15 protein-coding genes are annotated in these 19048 nt (G+C 49.2%); 3 read left to right on the top strand and 12 right to left on the bottom strand.

The genetic code is table 11. From position 1 onward, the window contains the following. Positions 1-193 precede the first annotated feature (193 nt). Positions 194-1258, top strand: a complete 1065-nt coding sequence (locus ACYU8Y_RS07035; RefSeq protein ID WP_460935610.1) for a phosphatidylinositol-specific phospholipase C1-like protein — start codon at positions 194-196, stop codon at positions 1256-1258. Positions 1259-1346: 88 nt separating this feature from the next. On the opposite strand, the gene ACYU8Y_RS07030 is transcribed toward ACYU8Y_RS07035, so the two are convergent. Continuing rightward, positions 1347-1598: a hypothetical protein gene (locus ACYU8Y_RS07030; protein WP_460935608.1), complete on the bottom strand. Its 252-nt coding sequence runs from the start codon at positions 1596-1598 to the stop codon at positions 1347-1349. Positions 1599-1671: 73 nt separating this feature from the next. Further along, a complete protein-coding gene (locus tag ACYU8Y_RS07025; RefSeq protein WP_460935606.1) occupies positions 1672-1950 on the bottom strand; it encodes a hypothetical protein in 279 nt (92 codons plus the stop codon). A 293-nt stretch (positions 1951-2243) separates the two neighbouring features. Between ACYU8Y_RS07025 and ACYU8Y_RS07020 the strand changes: the two genes are divergently transcribed. Beyond that, a complete protein-coding gene (locus ACYU8Y_RS07020; RefSeq protein ID WP_460935604.1) occupies positions 2244-3545 on the top strand; it encodes an esterase-like activity of phytase family protein in 1302 nt (433 codons plus the stop codon). Between the two features lie 193 nt (positions 3546-3738). Here the strand turns inward: ACYU8Y_RS07020 and ACYU8Y_RS07015 are convergent, their stop codons facing one another. From ACYU8Y_RS07015 to ACYU8Y_RS07005, 3 genes are all read right to left on the bottom strand, one after another. Further along, a complete protein-coding gene (locus tag ACYU8Y_RS07015) occupies positions 3739-3984 on the bottom strand; it encodes a redox-active disulfide protein 2 (RefSeq protein ID WP_460935602.1) in 246 nt (81 codons plus the stop codon). Positions 3985-4165: 181 nt separating this feature from the next. Further along, complete coding sequence (locus ACYU8Y_RS07010) at positions 4166-4423, bottom strand: hypothetical protein (RefSeq protein ID WP_460935600.1); 258 nt, start codon at positions 4421-4423, stop codon at positions 4166-4168. Positions 4424-4706: 283 nt separating this feature from the next. Further along, positions 4707-6275 carry a sensor histidine kinase gene (locus tag ACYU8Y_RS07005; protein ID WP_460935598.1) on the bottom strand — a complete coding sequence of 523 codons (1569 nt, stop codon included), beginning with the start codon at positions 6273-6275 and terminating at the stop codon, positions 4707-4709. Positions 6276-6924: 649 nt separating this feature from the next. On the opposite strand from ACYU8Y_RS07005, the gene ACYU8Y_RS07000 reads away from it, so the two are divergent. Further along, positions 6925-7662 carry a hypothetical protein gene (locus ACYU8Y_RS07000; protein ID WP_460935596.1) on the top strand — a complete coding sequence of 246 codons (738 nt, stop codon included), beginning with the start codon at positions 6925-6927 and terminating at the stop codon, positions 7660-7662. A 250-nt stretch (positions 7663-7912) separates the two neighbouring features. On the opposite strand, the gene ACYU8Y_RS06995 is transcribed toward ACYU8Y_RS07000, so the two are convergent. The 7 genes from ACYU8Y_RS06995 to ACYU8Y_RS06965 all read right to left on the bottom strand — a co-directional run bounded on the left by ACYU8Y_RS06995 (position 7913) and on the right by ACYU8Y_RS06965 (position 19034). Beyond that, positions 7913-9349 (bottom strand): hypothetical protein, encoded by a 1437-nt coding sequence (locus tag ACYU8Y_RS06995; RefSeq protein WP_460935594.1) that lies wholly within the window; start codon positions 9347-9349, stop codon positions 7913-7915. Between the two features lie 996 nt (positions 9350-10345). Continuing rightward, the gene (locus ACYU8Y_RS06990; RefSeq protein WP_460935592.1) at positions 10346-10570 is read right to left on the bottom strand and encodes a hypothetical protein; all 225 of its coding nucleotides are present in this window, start codon (positions 10568-10570) and stop codon (positions 10346-10348) included. Between the two features lie 110 nt (positions 10571-10680). Then, positions 10681-10803 (bottom strand): hypothetical protein, encoded by a 123-nt coding sequence (locus ACYU8Y_RS06985; RefSeq protein WP_460935590.1) that lies wholly within the window; start codon positions 10801-10803, stop codon positions 10681-10683. A 149-nt stretch (positions 10804-10952) separates the two neighbouring features. Continuing rightward, entirely contained in the window at positions 10953-12269 is a 1317-nt protein-coding gene (locus ACYU8Y_RS06980) for a gluconate:H+ symporter (protein ID WP_460935588.1), read from the bottom strand. A gap of 14 nt (positions 12270-12283) precedes the next feature. Beyond that, positions 12284-13582 carry an McrC family protein gene (locus tag ACYU8Y_RS06975; protein ID WP_460935586.1) on the bottom strand — a complete coding sequence of 433 codons (1299 nt, stop codon included), beginning with the start codon at positions 13580-13582 and terminating at the stop codon, positions 12284-12286. Between the two features lie 19 nt (positions 13583-13601). After that, on the bottom strand, positions 13602-17039 hold the full coding sequence (locus ACYU8Y_RS06970) for a VCBS repeat-containing protein (RefSeq protein ID WP_460935584.1): 3438 nt from the start codon (positions 17037-17039) through the stop codon (positions 13602-13604). Between the two features lie 144 nt (positions 17040-17183). Then, positions 17184-19034, bottom strand: a complete 1851-nt coding sequence (locus ACYU8Y_RS06965; protein WP_460935582.1) for a RagB/SusD family nutrient uptake outer membrane protein — start codon at positions 19032-19034, stop codon at positions 17184-17186. Positions 19035-19048 lie beyond the last annotated feature (14 nt).

Below are 19048 nucleotides of genomic sequence, written 5' to 3'. Positions count from 1 at the left end.
GTAAATGGCTACGGTTTGTGCGCGTAAGGGCCGGCGAAGGGTCAGTCGTGGATCAAGGACAAGGAGATTGCCGGTAACCCTTCCTTTTGGCACAGGCATCATTGACTCGTTTTAGCACACCCGTAGTGATTTAATGTTCCCTTAATACGCCTGACTGTATCTTAGTACGTTAACTAACGCTTCACCTTTTACCATGAAAGTTTTCCTCACTCTGGTTGGTTTCTGGCTTTTGACGGCACTGATACCGGCGAATTTTGACAGCTTAAAACTTAACCAAATCCAATGTATTGGTTCGCACAACAGCTATAAACAAGCCATCGACCCGGCTTTGTTCAGCTTACTGAAACGAACCGACTCGCTTCGGTTCAAAGCCATCGAGTACAGCCACATCAGCCTGACCGACCAGTTGAATGTTGGCTTGCAGAACCTTGAAATCGATGTTTACGCCGACGCGAAAGGAGGTAAATACGCGCACCCGCTGGGCCTTAGGCTCGCCAAAGGCCAGCAGCCGTATGATGTAGACGGAGTGATGAACGAACCGGGGTTCAAGGTATTTCACATTCAGGATATTGATTTCCGAAGCAGTTGCCCAACCTTCAAAGGCTGTCTGGCCGAGCTGAAACGCTGGTCGGATGCGCACCCGAATCACTACCCGGTTTTCATTACAATGAATGCCAAAGACGATACCATTAAAAAGTCCGGCTTTACGATCCCGGAGCCATTTACGGCGGCCGTTTACGATCAACTGGATAGCGTTATTCTGGCTGGTTTAGGCCGGTCCAAATTGATCACGCCCGACAATGTTCGGGGTACTATGCCAACGCTGGAAGCCGCAGTCCTGGCGGGAAACTGGCCAACCATGCAGTCGGCTAAAGGCAAGTTCCTGTTTGTGCTCGACGAAACCGGCCCGAAACGGACAGCTTACATGGCTGGGCATCCGTCGCTGACGAAGCGGGTATTGTTCACCAATTCGGAGCCCGCTACGCCCGAAGCCGCCTTTGTCATTTTAAATAATTCTATCGAAGATCAGGGCCAGATTCAGGCTCTGGTGAAGAAAGGCTATATCGTCCGCACCCGCGCCGATTCAGACACGAAACAGGCCCGATTGAACGACAAACGAAATTTTGAGGCCGCCTGCCAGTCAGGCGCGCAGATCATTACAACCGATTATTATGCCAGGAGCCAGTTCTTCCCATCCGACTACGTCGTTCATTTTGCGGACGGCACCTACCTCCGCCCGAATCCGGCAAGCCGTTGATGGCACTCTTCGCTCGTTGCTGTCAGGTTTTCATAGAAAAGAGAGGGGGCGGCTACTTAAAGCCGCCCCTCTGCAAGCGATAATCTTCTTACAATTGGTGGCTGTGGACGTTGACCTTCGCCAACTCACGCTCGACGGCTTCCGCAAAGGCATTTTTATCCGACTTCCGGTACTGGTCCAGAGACGCAGCGCCCGACGGTGGTGTAAACCCAATGTGGGCCCGCAAACAGGCATCCCACAGGACAGGATTCGACTGAATTTTGTATTGACGAAGGGGCGTATCGGCCCCAAACCAAAGGCCAATAATATTACTCTTCGTTACTTTCATTTGATGAGCCATTCACAGATCTGTTTAGTGGTTATGGATAGATGCCTAACATTTGTCCAATAAATACAACGTTTCATTCCCAGTTTTAGTCAACATTACCCGGTGGAATCAACCCACCGAATCGGTAAGATGTTTTTAGATAGGCTCTGGCGATCGAACGAATAGAGTCCAGACTACCGGCGGGCATGGGTTTACCGGCATGGTCGTAAGGCATCGATTCATCGGTCAGGGCGTCGTAGATACCCTGAGGGGTCAGGTCGTTATCTTCATAACCCCAGAACAGAAAATCGAGCGCATCGACCAAACTGTCGAAGCCAACACCGGTTGCGGTTTGAAGCTGATGATAAACGGCGATAAAGCGCATACTTGATTTGTTCATTGAATCACAAAAGTAACGGGTTCCCAGGCAGCGGGTGTTATCCATTCATTATGAAAAAAACGGGCTAGTTCCCAATTCGCTAACGCAAGAATATATACCGGGCCATCCTTCCGGCAAACCACTCTCTGCGCTCACCCGTAAACCCACCCTTTCCAAGTAGCGAGTCGGCTGGCCTATCCCAAAAATTAATATTCACATAACAGGCCAGCCTAATCGGTTACATAGGCGTAATGTGGCGTCCTCTAGCTTTGCAGGATTATCAGACCATATAGCCAGCTATGAGATTGTCACCTTTACCCCTTTCGTTCGTCATCGTTGCCGGAATTGCGGTTGCGGCTTGTGAAGACCACCGCCTGCCGGCCATTTCTTACCCGGCCTTCGCCGAAGCTTCCAATCCAAAGATATTAGCGACCTCTCCCAATGGTACGGTCATTTATAATGGCGGCTTTGGTTCGGCCATCGTAGCTGACCCGCTCGACCCAGCCGTTTTTTACTTATTGACCGATCGCGGACCCAATGCTGCCGGATCTGCGGCCAACTCGATCATTTTCGGGAAGGCCGATTTTACGCCCCAGGTAGGAAAATTCCGGCTGGTGGGAAACCAGTTAGTACTTGAGCAAACCATTTTGCTTAAAAACGCAGCCGGACAATTGCTTACGGGCCTTTCCAATCCCGTTGGGCAAGGAAATACGGGCGAGATCGCCCTCGATCTGAATGGCAAAACCATTGCCCCCAACGCCGATGGGCTCGACTCCGAAGGAATGGCGCTGGCGCCGGATGGGTCATTCTGGGTAAGTGATGAATATGGCCCCCACATCGTACACTTCGACGCCAATGGCAACACCATTGAGCGGATCAACCCCTTCGGTACGGGCACGGGCGGCCGTACGCTGCCTAAAGTGCTGGCCCGCCGTCGGCCCAACCGGGGTATGGAAGGGTTGACGATTACACCCGACGGGAAAACATTGGTTGGGCTGATGCAGTCGCCGATGTACAATCCATCGTCAGCGGCTGTTTCAGGCTCTACGGTTATCCGGGTTGTTACGTTCGATATTGCCAGCGGAGCCACCAAGCAGTATGCATACCTGATGGAAAATGCCAGCCTGACGGGTTGCAGTGAGATTGCGGCTATTACGGCTACTACGTTTCTGGCTATTGAACGCGATGGCGATTATGGCGGAAACCCGGTTAAGCCATCGACGTTTAAACGCGTGTACAAATTCGATCTGGCCGGTGCAACCGATATATCGGATCCGGCGAATAGCGATAGCGGTAAATTATACAACGGGTTAACCGTCGAGCAGCTCAAAGACAAGGCAGGTCTCCAGAATGCTGGTGTTATTCCCGTCACCAAAACGCTGATCTTAAATTTACTGACTGACATTTCGCCCGTTTACCCGCACGACAAGGCCGAGGGGATTTCACTGATTGGCTCGAATCGACTGGCTATTTCGAATGATGATGATTTTGGCGTGGTCGATAATGGTCAAAATGGATTTACCACAAAGATCTTACCCGCGACTGGCCAGGTTGACCGTAATCGAATCTACTTTGTCACTCTGCCTACGGCGCTTCGATAAGCGATTCGTTTCCTATTGGGGTGCGTTTGCCGTTTCGTACAAAATCCGTCACTTGCTTAGAAAAGCCTCCTCGTCTCAGGTAGGAGCGTTTATTTATACAAGCGTGCTTTTGTGCTTTTTTGTTTGGCGTTATAATAAAACGCCCAGCTACTTTATTGTAGCCGGGCGTTTGCTATAGGGATCATGTACTACCTTAAATCGCATCCCCTCTCGATTCGAGCTCTTTCTTAATCTGCTTTAGACTATTCACGTTTGTAATTAAGATTGGCAGTAAAGCGAAGGGGATTATAACTAGGGCGCTGAATCCTTTTTTGATGGATAGGAATATGGCCATCACTAGAAGCACTAAAAGCATTCCCGCCAGCGTACCTGTGGCTACCTTGATTGTCTTGGCTTGCCGCTGGAGCTTCTCTATACTCATTTGGGAGAACTGATTCATACTACTAAGAGGAATAGTTGTTGGCTTACAAATAGCGCATTTACCCGCTGAATAGCAACCCACAAACGGGTTAATTTCTACGTGGCGGAAAACTAAGCACCCGGCCACTTGTGATGAGTGGCCGGGCGCTTAGGCGTTAGCTTGCCGGGATAAGCAGTATAGCCTAACCAGGGGTAGCCAGTTAACTGACCGTGTTTCTGCGGCTTATTTCCGTTTGGATACTTTTCAGGTTTTTTGCGTACACTCGGCCCGCTAAAAGAGCACCAATAAGCAACATGGAGGTCACCATAAAACCGCCCGTATGGGTAGCTGACCAAATGGCAAAGCCCACCAAGATACCCACAAACAACGCAAATGGAATTTTCTGCGCGGTCATCTTTTTTTCTTCCGACACGAGTTCATCAAGTATCATTTCCGGGTAGCTCTTTCGAATAAACATGCCTTTATCTTTTTTTATAGATCGCTGGGGTGGAAGCCTCAACTGCTCCCCTCAAAAGGAAGTACTAACTTAATTTTACTTCCGTTCCAGTAGTTGGGTAAATCTAAAATACGGATCAAATTTGTCACTTGGGTTTATTTGTCTTCTCGGTAAGTAAAACTTTATCCGCCATTGCATAAGCTGTCACAACAACAGAGCATTTTCTGAGACTGTGCTTTTTTCTTTATTGGATACAGCTTTATCAGAACCAGGTGATCAACAAAACGCAGACGAGTAGCTTAAACTACTGGGGTAGGTAGACAGTAAAAGTGGCCCCTTGACCGGGTTGACTACCCGCTGTGATGGCTCCCCCATGATTGGCCACCACCTTGGCACAGATGGCCAGCCCAATGCCCGTCCCCGCATACTGGTTCTTACCATGCAAGCGATGAAATACCTGAAAAATGCGGTCCCGGTATCGCTCATCAAAACCGATTCCGTTATCGACTATATCAATCTGATGGAAGAACAAGGCTTCACGGCTGGGTCGGATATGTTCGGGTAGCTGTTTGGCGGTTAACAGGCTGGACCGTACCGCAATGACAGGAGCCACCACAACGCCGGACGTTTCCGTGCGGTGAAATTTAAGCGCATTGCTCAGTAGATTCTGAAACAGCTGATGGAGTTGAGTGGCATCGCCCATCACAGTCGGCAAGTCCTCAACCGTCACCTGAGCCCCTGTCTGCTCAATCGCCAACTCCAGCGTGGAAAGCACCTGCTTCAAGACGGTGCTCAGTGAGACTGCCTTATGGACATCGCGTTGGGTAGCGATGCGTGAGTAATCTAAGAGGTCCCTGATTAAACCCGACATCCGCTCAGCAGCCGACTGCATCCGGTCAACATAACCCAATTCCTCACTTGCTGAGTGAGCATAGCGATCCTTCAGCAGATCCCCAAACTGCCGAATCTTGCGCAAAGGTTCCTGCAAGTCATGAGACGCCACATAGGCAAACTCCTGGAGGCTTTGGTTGGAGCGGTTCAACTCCTGGATCGTGTTTTCGAGTTTGAATTGCAAACGCTTCAAGTGGGAGAAATCGGTGAAGTGAACCACCACTTCATCCCCCCATTTAGCCGTGCTCATCAAGTTATAGAGGTCAAGCCCATCCTGATCGTAGTGGATTTCAAAAGTGAGTGGCCTGCCGGTTCGGTAGGTTTCGACGGGGTTGGTAAAACTGGCGGTGTCCCGGTAACCGGGAAATACCTCGCTGACGAGTTTACCCTGCAATTGGTCGGGTGTCGCCTGGGCATAGTCGGCATAGGCCTGGTTGGTCAACTGGAAGCGAAAGTCAATGATTTCATCCTGATCGAAAACCGGCTGCAAGACCTGCATAGGTTCTTTAAACAGGTTGATGATGCCCTGTAAATAGCGGTTGGTTTGAGCGACCTCCACCAGTTGTCGCTCCGTGGTGATGTCTTCCACGGTGTTGATGATATAGAGCAGCTTACCCTGAGCATTGATAACGGGTTTATTGACCACCCGCCAGAGACTCCCCTCCAGTCCATTGGCATGCGCCTGATAGCGCTCGTAGCGCAGCTCGGCGATGGACTGGGACTGCTTGGTGTGCAGGACCTGACTCAGCGATTGACCCAGTTGTTGGGCCGCTGGCTGGTTACGTCCGTCGCTGAAGAACACCTCCAGGACGCCACAACCCAGTAAGGCTTCCCGATGCAGCTTTAGGGTCGCCAGGTAATCGTCCGAGACGGCGGCGATGGTGAACCTGGGTGCATCAGGCAGGAGCATCAGATGATTGCCGGGGATGGCATTAATCAGTAGGGCCTGGTTTTCGGTTGGGTACAGGGGGCTAGGGCTCATCAAGGACTGGCCTATCAGTAGGGGTTAACAATCATTTGACGTGGGAAGAATTAAGCAATGTCCGTATTACCCACAGCTCTAAATTACAGCCAACTTTGTTTTTTACCTCACTGGGCCGCAGAATACTTAACTAATTATATAGCTACTAGGGCCTCTGCTTTACGGCCGACTTATTCTGGCCGTAGCCCTTGTTACCTATTGACATTGATTTATCAACGGCTTTCGCTTTGGCCTACTTGTTGATGAGAACTGACACCAGACGATCGTGGGATTGCCTCTTCACAAAGCTGAATAAACGTAAAGGGGTTCATGCGCAAGGGTAGGTCCTCTCGTTGATCACTAATCGGAGCGATTTTTAAGATTAAAATAAGGCCGTTTGCTTAGTACTAGGTTGACGGTTTTCTTTCTTTACTTTTCAACGTGTAAAAACAATAGGCTAAGGAAAGCAAACCCACCTTTAGTTTCAAGGAAGTGTATACGTTACTAATCTAGTTGTATCCTGTTTGGTATTACATTATCAACCCAAGCTTTATCGGTATGAGATGTGCTAAAAGAGCGAATTGTACATTGGCAACTCATGCTCTTTAGATTAGAAAGATTTATTGACTATCTTAATCTGAGAAATGCCTCACCATAGCTAGTTACTGAATTGAAAGAGCCTAACCAAGACTATTTCACATCTACGCCACGTAAACAGACGTTGCTGTATCCCAATGCCCCTTGGTATTTTGGGCTGGCCGTTATCATAACCTGGCTGGGATTTTCCCGGTCTTATTTTTCCCGACTCACCCAGACTGACCTCTATCATCATCTGCATGGGGCTTCCGCCGGATTATGGATGGGTTTGCTGATTCTACAACCTATTTTGTATCGACGTGGGCAATTGGCTTTGCATCGAAAACTAGGTTGGATCGGCACGGCTGTGCTTGTGCCTGCCCTGCTGATTGGGGGAGTCAAGATGATGCGCCTGATGCTCCAGGCAGCCGATGCGTACCCGCCCGGAGCCGTTTATCAGCTTTCTTTTATTGATGCGTCCTCCTTGCTGCTTTTTTCCTTGTTTCTGGGCTTGAGTTTATGGAATGGGCAACGATTGGCCCTCCATGCCCGCTATATGGTTTGCACTGTACTCATCATTCTGCCGCCCGCTATTACCCGCCTATTATTTTTTATTCCCTGGTTTGACAGTTTCGCTAAAACACTGAATGGTAGCTTTGTCGCCATCGAAGTGGTATTACTGTTTCTGCTGGTGGACGATCGACGAATAGGTCGGCTACAACCCGCGTACCCGTTGGCCTTAGGGCTCTTTCTACTATTGCATCTAACGATGAACCTAGCGGGTCAGTGGTTATGGTGGCACACACTAATGGATCACTTCGCTAGTTTGTAAGTAAGTAGGTTTCTCTAGTCCCTCTGCCATTTTGTTGTTTACCTGAAAACGTACGAAAAAGGGGGTTACCTGACCTATTATCGAATTTCTTAGAATAGGGCGAAAGATCGGTTGCGTCGTCGTAAACGCCCGAATTCATGAGCAGATACATGACTACTTCTTCGTCTAAGATGGTAGCCTATTCATGAACGTTTCTATGTCTCATACGGGAGCGTTAATTGAGAAAACGGGCATGTCAATCTGGCCGTGTCTACTGCTTCTTTAGGAGCTGGTTGACGAGTTTTTTTAAGTCCGCAATTTCCTGTTTTTGCTGCTTTTCTAACTGGTCAATTCTAGCTTCTTGGCGCTGATTAGTTTTTTCCAACAGAATACTATACAAGGTCAACTCCTCCACCTTCTCTAATAATGTTGCATTCATCTTTAGCAAATCAACGCCTTCGTTAGCTACCTGCTCGGCTGAAGGAACCCCCGGTAAATGGCTGTGCTGGTTAACGTAAGCAGCCACCGATGTCAGGGGACGCAAGGAATAAGAAGGACTAAAGACTTTATCACTCCACTCAGAAGGATGATTGATGCGAAGCTGATACCGGGCTTTAACGACTTCGCCTGTTTCGTTGACCGTCAGGAATTGGTCAGTGGCTCGGCTGGTTGGACTGGAAGTCGTTAGATTCGTTAAGGATAATCCACTGGTATTCGGCGATTGGCTAACCACTTCCAGACGATTTACGGGAGCTGAGGTGCCAATACCGACGTTAGCTTTATTACCTAGGATAACAGCATCACTAATGGTAACAGTAGCTCCTGCCCCAATAGCAGTGGCATTGGTTAAGTTCTGGGCTTGAGCATCAGCTCCGGTACCAAGTAGTGTATTGCGAGAGCCGCTGTCATGATTACCTGTGTTAAATCCAATGTAAACATTGTCATTAGCGTCGCTGCCTGATGGACCAGCTCCATTACCTACGAAAGTGTTATGATTACCAGTAGTGTTATTTTTTCCCGACAAAGTCCCAAAGAATATATTACCATTACCCGTAGTAGTTGTATATCCTGATTGGTAACCGATAAAGGTATTAGAGTCCGCAACTGCATTATAACCGGACTGGAATCCGATAAATGTATTTCCTCCGCCATTAACATTGGCAAAGCCTGTTTTAGAGCCAATAAAGATATTATTAGACGTTTTATTGTTATAACCTGATGAGTCGCCTAGCATTAAGTTATAAACACCGGTTTGATTAGAAAATCCCGATTTCGTTCCTATGTTAATATTGCTAATCCCATATTGATTGCCTGCCCCTGCCCAGTAACCTACCGACACGTTATAAATGCTGAATATGCCGTTTGCACCGGCATTGTTGCCTATAAATACATTGGCAATACTTCCTTTATCGTTTACTCCTGCTTGAGACCCAATATGAACATTTGACCAGCCGGATGAATTTATATTCCCCGCCTGATACCCTATAAAGACATTATCAGATCCTATGCTGTTATATCTACCTGCTTCAGCGCCAATAAACGTATTGGATGAGTTATAATTTCCTAAACTTCTGCCTGCATTAGGGCCAACAGCCGTATTATTTGCTCCTGCCGTACTTGAATTAGGGGTATTAATTATATAACTGGTTTGCGCCTGTACCCATTGATAAGTGATTAACAGAAAAATAATAAAGTAAGTCTTTTTCATGAACAAGTTTATTTAGTTATCTGTAAAATTCGGAAATATAGTTAAATATTAAGTAATCAAGTCTAATATAGAGTCGCATTTTCAATGTTAACGCCTTTTCCACAGCCTTAAAACGAGCCTTTATTGAGAATAAATTAAAAGGAATAATTTTGTACTTTTCTTAGTGTAGTTCAATAAGTGGCATTATGTTAATTAGCAACTACTTCAGCGGCTTTAATCACCTTTCTAGCTAGTTCTGAGTTCTTCTCTATGTTACCCAATAATCCCATCGTCTCTTGCTCAATCGAGAGTAATTTCTGGGCTAGCTCCTCAGCAGTTGCCCCATGTATAACCAAACTAAAGACCTGGCTAGCATAAGACGAATATTCATCCCTTACTTCAAAGCAATCATTGATTCCAATAGGGTCCCATTCCTGCCATAGGAGTTCGTCTATGAAGGTATATAGTTGGTTTTGCTTGTCAGTCAGCCTTCGAAACGACATTTTATTTGTTGTATAATCAACTATATGTTAAGTACTATAAACTGTAGGACAAAAACAAGCCCTGCCTTACGGTTGTATGACAGAATGCCGAGATCATTAAGTTAATGTTTTTGTAAGCAATCTAGAGAAATAGCGTATCATAAAATGCCCATCTTAAGCGATAGATACCGTCATTGTTCTGTTAAAATCAATCTATTGGAGTTCCAGTCTCAAATTGGCATCTCACGAATCAAATTCAAAATCTCACATTTTAGCTGAGTTTCAGAGACTATTTTTCTCTTGAATAGCAAGTTAGCCATCCAGTGGCCACCGTAGGACGACTTGGTCCGTTTCGGCAATAAATATCCTTGTTGCTGACTAATTGCAAAGTGACGGATTTTGTACGAAACGGCAAACGTACCCCTATTGAGTATACTTCTCTGACTAACGAAAAGGGTCAGGCTTGGGATAATCAGCTAGAATGCTAATTACCCCAAGCCTGACCCTTTTACGTGACAAAGCTACTGGGAATGACTTAGCCTGCTTTCTCTTCTGCCTTGACGACGTCCATGTCGATCGTTGGCTCGGCATGCTTTTTCTTCTTTTCTTTCTTTACCTGTTTGGCCAGCCGTTTGGCTAGTTTCTTCGTCGATTTCTCAATGGTTTTCCTGAACTTCTTCGACTGTTCGGTTGACTCGCCCAGTTTAGCCTCAACAGCGGTTGCCAACACATGAGCAAGCGCTTTAGTAGATGATTTCATACGTGTAATTTGTGAATCCCGTAACTCAGGAAAAAACTTACAAATAAATACGAATAATCAGTCAGAAATGAAAAGGCTATGTTAAGAATTCGTTACCCTTTCCTTACAGGCTAAACCGCCACGTTACCATCCGAAATCTGCCAGTCAACGTCGCTGCTTTGGTAGGCAGGAATTTGAGCTGATATACTGTCAATCAATTTATTGATTACCGCCTGTAGCGTTTCGTTACTCATTGACAACTATTTTTTCTATTCCTCTGTGTTGTCAGTTTCTTAAAACTGACATGAGCGGTTTCTTAAAACCGTTGGGTGTTGATTGATTAAGGAGGTTTTGAGAAACCTCCCTATGTCAGTTTTAAGAAACTGACAACACCTAAATCCGTTTATACGACCAGATTCAGGGCCAGTACGCCCAGCAGGCCAACGATGGACACAATCGTCTCCATCAGCGACCATGTCCGGATAGTTTGGCCGATCGTCAGGTTGAAATATTCCTTGAACAGCCAGAATCCGCCATCATTGATGTGCGAAAACATCAGGCTTCCCGAGCCAATGGCCAGTACCATCAACTCCGGTTTTATGGCCTCCGATTGCAGCAGCGGCAGAACGATACCCACCGTTGTGAGGCCCGCCACCGTGGCGGAGCCGACGCATACACGAATAAAAGCGGCAATCCCCCAGCCGAGCAATAACGGCGGAATGGCCGCATCGGCCAATAAGCTACCGATGTATTTACTGGTGCCACTATCCCCAAAGACCTGCTTCAGCGCACCTGCTCCGGCGATGACCAGCAGAATTGGCGCAATGGCTTTGACGGCTTCTTCCATGTCTTTGGTAATGGCCTTCACACTCTGCCCCTGCCGGATGCCCAGCGCGTACATCGCCGTTAGCACCGATATGAGCATGCCAATATAGGGCTCGGCCAGCAGTGTTATCACGGTTTTAAGGGGCGACTCGCCAGGCATCGCATTCTTCAGCGGTCCAAAGGTGGTGAGCAACAGAACGGGAAGCAGGGCGACAAAAAAGCTGATACCCGCCCCCGGCATCTGGTGCGTCGGAATTTCCCGGATATTGAACAACTCCCGATTGGGCGTTGCTTTGATATTTACGAGCGTTTTGCCAAACAACGGCCCGGCGATGATGATAGCCGGAATGGCAACAATGATCCCGTAAAGAAGGGTTTGCCCAATATTCGCGTCCAACTGACCCGCCACGGCCGACGGCGATGGATGGGGCGGCAGATACCCGTGCGCTACGGAAAGGGCCGATAGCATGGGAACAGCTACCGACATCAGCGGCAAACGCGACGAGGCTGCAATGGTAAAAATCAGGGGGACAACAATAATAAACCCGGCATTATAAAAGAGGGGAATACCGATGACGAAGCCCGCCAGGGCAAGTCCCCATCGAATATTCTTGATCCCAAACCAGCCAATCAAGACATCGGTAATGCGCCGGGCAGCCCCACTTTCGGCCACGAGTCGGCCCAGCATAGCCCCGAAACCAATAATCAGCACCAGTTCGCCTAGTGTACCGCCAATACCCGTCTGGATGGATTTCCCGACGGCCACTACATCCATGCCGGATGCCAGACCGATACCAAGTGCTACAATAACAAACGAAATAAACGTATCTAAACGAACAAAGGCAACGAGGAAGACAAGGGTTAAAATACCAACCAATGTTAAAATAAGGGGCATAGACGACGGTGAGTTTACTTTTCGTTGAAAGATAAAGCGTATTCGGCTAATTTATCTACTTCATCAGCCAGCGAATTGGTCAGATCGAAAGGCACAACGTGCAATCGGGTATGGGCATCGTACTCAAATACCGGGAGCGGCCTAGAGAAGGTTTCATTGAGCGGGTAGATCAAAAATAGGTCGTCGGCCCCATACTTTTTACCGTAGGCGTACAATTGATACATATCCGGCTGCTCAATGCCGTAATTACCGGTGCTCACCTGTCCGCCCGGCTCCTGCCCGTTTATCTGCTTCCACTTCGTATCCAGCACGAATGTCTGGTCAGGATGGTGGATAATAATATCTGGACGAAGCTTGAATTTGGGGGCTCCGACATGCTCATCAATCAAATGAACCGACGACTCCTGCACCCGCACCCTGTCGGCGTTGGGCCAGTAAGTTCGAATCCCGTGGGCAACGTAATCTTCGAACACCTGCTCCATGGGAAAAAGCAGGGATAGACTCGCCTGTTTACCCATCCTCACCCCCAGCCCCTGCCCCATCAACAGGGCCTGTGCCCACAGCAAAGCCGCGTCGTAGCGGACAAACAGGCGGCTGCTTCGCCGAATGGCGTTCAGATCGTTCGAAATGGATTCAGAAACGGGCACCTCATCCAACACCCATAGCAATTGCTGGATACGTCGCTGATTAGCCCGATCAGCGGTCTTCGGCATCAAAAAAACTAAGGTCGATTTCAGAATACGGTTGGGCGGCACATTAGCGGTCAGCTCATCGTATACAACGGCCAGCCGCTCGGCATGGTAGCTGTTTTCACGTAGCTGCCGCGTAGCCTGAAAACGACCCTTCCAGAAACGTTCATTACGCTCAACGGATACGTACGCTCGCTGTATGCCCTGCTGCGCCAGAGGCTCTACCGTATCCAGAAAAGCCGTGATGAATATTTCCCATAACGGCAGCTTAACTGCCCTCGACTGGGACCCGCGCAACGTCCGAAAGGGGCTATGGCGCAGGTACCGAAGCATGTTGAGCAATAGTGGCCGGGCGTTGGTCTGCTGCTTTATCTTTGGTAAAATCTCAAGCATCGTCCCATCGGTCAACGGCAGTAGCCCGACGTAATTACGGACACGAATAAGCTCGGTTCCTTTCTGTACGGTAAAGGTGAACAGCCCATCCGCGTTTTCATTCTCCAGCACGAACTGACGGAGGGCATCAAATACCGTTTCGGGTACGGTTATGCGGCCGGGTAGCGACTCCGTCCCTGAATCAACCTTCCCGATCAGACTATTTTCTACAACCGAAATGATCGTGATCATATCGTTTAATGGATGCTTTTCAATTATTTACTACTGGCTGGTAAGCCCGGATTTTCTGCTGATTGATCCCGAACAACAGCGTCTTACCCATTGGTAATACGCTCCGCACATCGCCCGACAGCCGGAAACCGGCCTGTGGTTGCGGCACAGCAGAAAATCCTCCCCGGCCATCCCCCCGAAGCAATAAGCCAGCGTTGGCATCGGACCGGCCAAACCGCAGGCGAGCCTGGGCGGTGTTGCCGCAAAGTAACAGATCTTTGTGTCCATCCTGGTCGAAGTCCAAAGCCGTCAGGGTAAATACGGGCGACTGTTGCGCAACTATGGGCAACGACTTCTCGACCAACTTACCCGTGGGTGTACTGGCAAAATAAGTTGTTGTCAATTGGTTGGCGATGAGTTTATTCGTACCGCTCAACTCGGCTTCGGTAAAGACATCGGTCAGCGTGGCGTTCGAATAGCTATCGTAGTTGGTAAAGCGGTGACGCAACATACCCAGTTGATCCAGCAATTCGTCGCGGGTGGCATGAGGGTATGATTTTCCCTGGACATACAGGCACAGAATTGGATCAACTTTACCATTGTTATCGAAGTCTTTGTAAATCAGTTCGGCGGGTTCTTTATCACTGGCACGGCATTGGGTATTAAGTCCCTGATTGCCGACCACCAGATCGGGCCGGCCGTCGCCGTTGAAATCATCAACCAGCAGTTTGTTCCACCACCCCCGATAGTCCTTCTCGAAGTATGTTTTCGTTTGGTCGGTTAGCTGACCCCCGCCGTTCGTCTGGCCCAGCACAGTAACCGGCATCCATTCACCAACCAGTATTAACTCGGGTTTCCGGTCGGCATTCAGGTCAACCCAGGCAGCATCCGTCACCATACCCAGCGTCGAGAGCATCGGTGCCAATGTTGCCGTTTGATTGGTAAAACTGGGCTGGCCACCCCGCGTCTTACCCGTGTTGATGAGCAGGTAACTGGGGGGCGTTTCGGGATAGCGTCCCGGAACAACGCGGCCACCCACAAACAGGTCCGGCCGACCGTCGCCGTTTACATCGGCCACCCGTACACAACTTTTGCTGGTCCGCATAACCGGCAAGGCACCAGGGCTTTTGGTGAATTTTCCTTTGCCGTCATTGAGGTATAACCGGTCCTGTAAGTTTGGGTCATCGGGCAGCAGATTGTCGTAGCCGCCACTACATACATAAAGATCGGGGAATCCGTCGGCGTTGGCATCGAAGAAGACAGCATCGGCATCATTGCTCTGCTTGTCGGCCTCAAAAGCGGGTTGCGCTAACTGGCTAAACTGCCCCGAAGCCTGCTGAATATATAGTGCCCCCGCTTGCCCGTTGTTTCCACCGGCATAAATATCTTCCCGGCCATCGCCGTTTACGTCCGCTTTGACCAGACACGGCCCATTGAAGGATTGCGCATTGACGAGTAACGGTTGCCGCTTAAAATCGTTGATCTTCTTGACGGGGTCGGCAAATGCAACCGGAGAACTTACCTCCCTGAAAAGCACCGGTGTGGATCGGGGGATTTTATAGGTTGAACGGGCTTCTTTTTCGTCTACCATCAGCAGTCGATCGGCTTTTACGTTCGTTAGCACCTGCTGCTTACCGGTTGGCCACACAACGCGCAATGAATCAATAACGGGATCAGTGCCCAGTCCAAAATGAAGCCGGGGCGACATACTCGACTGATAACCCCGCGTTGGCATTTGCTCGACATACTGCTGATCTCCTTTTCGATAGAGCGTCAGTTTGGCGCCTACGCCCTGCGTGTTGGCCCCGCTCCCAGCAAGTTGTACGGCCAGGTAATGATGCTTGCGTTCTTTGTTCGCTTCGTTCTGAAAAACAAACGCCGGTTGGTTCGTATTATTAACGACAAGGTCCAGATCGCCATCGTTGTCCAGGTCGGCATATGCAGCGCCCGTACTGTTCGAATGCTGCGTCAATCCCCAGTCCGCACCAACATTGGCGAAGGTCACTTCATCCGATTGATGACCACGATTCTGAAACATGTAGTTCACGACATTCGAGGAGGGTATCCGGTGAACCAACTCCAGCACATCTTCGCGTCGAAAATTCGCCGGGCGATTTTTCATATAATCCGTCATGTACTTCAGGAAGTCCAGATTCGTATAGTCGCGCACGTAACCATTGGTTATATACAAGTCTTTCCAACCATCATTATCATAATCGGCTAGTAAGGGCGACCAGCTCCAGTCGGTGTTCGAAACGCCAGCCAATTGGCCTACTTCACTGAAATAGGGCGTAGCCGATGCGCCATTCTTTTTCGCCGAAACCACCTCTGTACCCTGGTTGAGTTGCAGCATGTTCCGCATGTTCTGATGGTGAAATCCCGACGCTACACCAAGGTCATATTTATCATAATTGTCAGGGGCCATCAGCAGTTTTTGTCGCCTGTTGTCTTCCGGCAGCATATCCAGCGTCAGAATATCGGGCCGAGCATCGTTGTTGACATCCGCAATGGCGTTACCCATCGAGAAGTTGGATGTGTGGCCGATACTGGTTTTCAACTGATTGGTAAACTTTCCCGTATGGTCATTGATGTAGAGATAATCCGGAACGCCGTAATCGTTTGAGATATACAAATCGGGCCAGCCGTCGCTATTCAGATCCGATACCCCGATACCCAGGCCGTAACTCAGAACGGAACTACTTAGGCCACTCTGCTCGGTAACATCCTCAAACCGCTTTCCAGTATTCTTCAATAACCGAACACCAATCTCTGGATCAGGTTGCTTCATAAGGGCAGCGGTTGCCTGCGGATCCAGAATGGGTAACAGGCGCGGATTGTGATTGAGCAGAAATAAGTCAAGGTCACCATCGAGGTCATAATCGAAAAAGACGCCCTGGGTACTTTGCCCAGGACGGTCCAGTCCGTACTGGACCGTTTGGTCCGAGAAATGCGGAATACCCTGCGCATCTGCTCCCTCATTGATAAACAACTGGGGAATCCGTTTCTGGGGTGGCAGACTTCCGGAGTAACAGACAAACAGGTCCAGACGCCCGTCACCATTGACATCCGCCATCGAAACGCCGGTCCGCCAGGGGCCTTCCCGACCCGACACACCAGCGGCTGCAGTTACGTCGGCAAACTGCATGGGCGACGACTTTCCCTTATTGAGATACAGCTGATTGGGGACCATATTGCCGCTGAAATAGATGTCCTCGAAGCCATCGCCATTCAGATCGCCAATGGCGACTCCCCCACCGTTGTAGAAATACTCATACATCAAGACATTCGTGTTTAATCCTTCTGTTAGGTTATTCGCGAACGTAATCCCGGTTCGGTCAGCTGTCAGGGAGGTGAAAAGAGGGGTGCCCGCCTTCCTGGGTTGATCCGTTTTTTGGCAGGAAACAACTAGAATCGAGCTAGTAAGTATCAATAAGTGGGCGAGCGTTTGCGGGAAGAAGAGCCTTTTTAAAATTAACATGTCGTTTGAAGGAGAGTCACGGGTAGGGTACGCGTTACCAGGCACTTGAGTATTTTCCTCAAAATCCTATAAAAATAAACTAAAAAATGCCAGTACCCTTGAGTACTGGCATTTTTTAAGAAACAAATAACCCAGTCGATGCGCTTAGTAACCGGGATTTTGGATCAGTTTATTGTTCCGGTTAATTTCATCCCGGTTGATCGGCAGGAAATAAATCTTATCTGACCATTTCCGGTTCTCCTTACCCGTCCCCAAGTCCTGAACCTGGTAAGTATAGGTATAATTGTCTTTGCTATACTTATAGGTCGTAACCGACTTGCCTGGCTTGAGTTTGCCCGTAATTGAAATAATACGGGCCTGCTGACCGAGTACGGTTGGCGCGATCATCCACCGACGAACGTCGTAGAAACGCTGATCTTCCAGGAACATCTCAACGTTCCGCTCATTCTGGTAGCGCGCGATCAGCGCGGCACCCGTTTCGGTGACAGCGGGCATACCGACCCGGAAGCGAACAGCGTTGATCCATTTCTTAGCTTCCGCTTCCTGACCCAGCATCAAACAGGTTTCAGCATAGTTCAGCACAACTTCCGTATAGCGAATCTGAATGGAAGGAATCTCCTGACGGATGTTCTGATCCACCAGCGACACATCCGTATTGAAGAACTTCCGGATAGCGTAGCCCGTCCAGGTACCATTCCAGTTTTCGATCGTGCTGTTACGCGTGTCCAGGCCCGAGAACTTAACCGGAGCGGCCGACGTACCCACTTCGTATTCGCCCATTTGAATCTGACCGGCGGGATCGATACCAGCCCCATCGGGCGTACGGGGTTTCCACTGCGCACCATCATACAGGATCGAAGCATAAAAGCGGGGGTCACGGTTTTCATAAGGTGCTGCGGCATGAGCTGGATTTTTCCAATCGAACTTGGTCCCATCCATCATCTCATAGTTATCCACCATTTGCTGGGTTGGTTCACTGGATGTCCAGCCGTGGTAACCGTTTGGCATGTTATTGCGTGGGAACCAGGAACCCCAGTCATCATTCGATGCCCGGATATAGTATTTCAGGAAAATACCATCGGTTTCACCACCGTTTTGCGACAGCGACAGGTTCACATAGTTCTGCTGTCCTTCGGCAGCCGTAACGGGAGCGGCCAGATTCAGCTTGTAACCGTACAGATTCAGATCCATCACGGCTTTTGCTGCGTCCTGAGCTTTTTTCCAGCGAGTCGTCCGGTCGCCACTTACGTAGCCAAGGAGTTCAGGATTAGCGAAACCGGCAATGACACTCGACTTGGCTTTGGCCGTCGGGATGTCGTGCAAATCACTAGCGGCATACAACAGTACCCGTGCTTTGAGGGCCATAGACGCACCCATCGTAGCCCGGCCCGCTTCCATACTCCGGCCCTTCAACAGCGCAGAGGCTGAGTCCAGATCGGTAACGATGGCGTTGACGCACTCTTCATACGTATTACGGGCAACAGTAAAATCCCCCTCATTTAATGTATAAGGCGTTTTAATGATGGGAATAGCTCCGTAGTAGCGCAACAGTTGGTTGTAGAAGTAGGCCCGCATAAAGTACATCTCTCCACGCATCCGGCCAGCCAGGTTACCCGTATTATCAAACGTTGGCTTGGCTAACTTCGACAGGGCAATGTTTGCAGACCGAATCCGGGCGTACATCTCCTGCCATTCCATCGTCGTTTTAACTGTGCCCGTATTCGACGGGCTAACGTTTGCTTCGTTTACGTCCTGTTTGCCAAAGCTATACAGGGCGTTGTCGGTCTGGCAATCAAAACTCATCTGATCCAGCAGACCATCCCGAAGACCATTGTACACATCCGTTACAAAAGCTTCGGACAGGGCACGGTCGGCCCAAACCGCATCACCCGATACTTTGTCGAGCGGTTGCGTATCCAGGAAATCGGTGTTACAGGCGATCATCGTTGTGCCCAACAGCAGGCTGAACGATAGACACTTTGCTATATAATTCATACTAATCTGATTAA

The sequence above is a fragment of the Spirosoma humi genome (genome assembly GCF_054776575.1).
The sequence above is the reverse complement of the archived record's forward strand: the minus strand, read 5'-3'. Positions and strand labels throughout refer to the sequence as shown.